Source organism: Thiocystis violacea, assembly GCF_016583575.1.
Taxonomy (GTDB): domain Bacteria; phylum Pseudomonadota; class Gammaproteobacteria; order Chromatiales; family Chromatiaceae; genus Thiocystis; species Thiocystis violacea.
The window spans coordinates 1-1479 of record NZ_NRRG01000136.1 but is presented as its reverse complement, the minus strand read 5'-3'; the positions used below and the strand labels follow the sequence as shown (position 1 = coordinate 1479).

Genomic DNA, 1479 nt, shown 5'->3' with positions numbered 1-1479 from the left:
GCACAGGAAGAGGTCCGTAACCATGGCCACCCGAAGAAACAGCGCTGAGGACACCGATTCCGCAAACCGCATCAGCGGTTGTAACTGTTTGTTTTTAAAAATCGAGAGACTTATCTTAGTGCCATTCGCCCGCGATCCCAAAGTCCTCGCTAAAACCGGTGAACCCCTCGGCGAACCCGTCCCAAGCAACAGGCGTTAGGGTGCTATCGATCCTGGGGTCGCCAGGATGCGGGCGCTGTGAGGCAAGGTCGTCATCGGCGGTCAGTGCGATCAGCTCGACGCGATGATTGACGAAGGATTCGGGTAGCTCGATGACCAGCCGCCGATCGGTGACTTCAACAAACTGTCGTTGCACTTGCATCTGTTCACCTTAGCGATTCAGTGGATATCGACGTTCATGACATCATGACAGTTTCGCAACGTCGGCGAAAATCTCGCGCATCTGCTCATCGCCATACGTGAAGACGGCTTCGTTTTCGAGCTTCATGCGCTCGATGAACTCCAGCTTGGTGCAACCGGCCAACTCCGCGGCCTTGCCCAAGGACAGTTTCTGTTTGCGATACCACATCAAGGCAGACAGAAACCGCATGTCCCGCGTGAACTCTTGGGCATTTTCTTTCAGCGACAACAGGATATCGTCGTTGACGGCAAATGAGATATTCATGGCTCTCCTGCGACTCTTCGACTTTCGGGCTCGTTCGCGAGCACATGGTCATCGGAACCAGGTTGGCAGGCCCCCTGCACGCCATCGGCCTGGTAACGCTGGCCGCTCAAGGATGCCTCGGCGCCGTCATACCAGGCGAATCCGCCCGGTCAGCAGCTCCTGCATCATGCCTTGCTTGAGGCAGCGGGCCTTGGCGAGCTTGTCTTCGAGGGTGGCGATCTCGGCGTCTAGGTCGGAGAGGATGGCAGCGATGGCGGTTTGCTCGGCCACGGGTGGAAACGCGCATTGAATATCTGCCAACGAAGCGGCGCTAATATGGACGACCGCATCACCCTGACCTCGGCTCGCCTTCTGCCGGTTGATTGATACCGTGTTCAAGTAGTAGCCGAGAAACAACGGATCGGCGTCTTTGCTTCGGAGTATCACGATGTCTCCACCTGCGTAAGCCTCCACATCATCAACAAAGGCAATGCACTTGCCGATTTCCTCTTTGGTCTCGCCAGACCCTGCGAACAAGATATCTCCTTGCTTTAAGCGCGTAGCAGTCGCCGCGACATCGCGTGAAATCCATGAGTGGAATGCCTTGATATAGTCATTATGTTGCGTGTAGATCTCGCCATATCGGACGCAAGCTAAACTGCCGCTGATCGATTCGTCGGCCTTGTTCATTATCCCGACCACCGCCCTGAGGCCGCGACCGGCATCAGATAGGGTCGTTTCGGCGGGCGTGGCCGTCGGCGTCGCGGTCGCGGCGGCAAGGGCACACGCAGGAGGATCTGCTCGAACAGCGCGGGGTGTGTTCGCCCGAAGAAGCG

3 protein-coding genes are annotated in these 1479 nt (G+C 57.1%); all 3 read right to left on the bottom strand.

Translation table 11 applies throughout. From position 1 onward, the window contains the following. Nucleotides 1-115: 115 nt before the first annotated feature. Entirely contained in the window at nt 116-361 is a 246-nt protein-coding gene (locus CKO27_RS23785; protein ID WP_200377389.1) for a hypothetical protein, read from the bottom strand. Nucleotides 362-403: 42 nt separating this feature from the next. Further along, entirely contained in the window at nt 404-664 is a 261-nt protein-coding gene (locus CKO27_RS23780) for a UPF0175 family protein (RefSeq protein ID WP_200377388.1), read from the bottom strand. A 126-nt stretch (nt 665-790) separates the two neighbouring features. After that, a complete protein-coding gene (locus CKO27_RS23775; RefSeq protein ID WP_200377387.1) occupies nt 791-1333 on the bottom strand; it encodes a restriction endonuclease subunit S in 543 nt (180 codons plus the stop codon). Between the last annotated feature and the right edge of the window lie 146 nt (nt 1334-1479).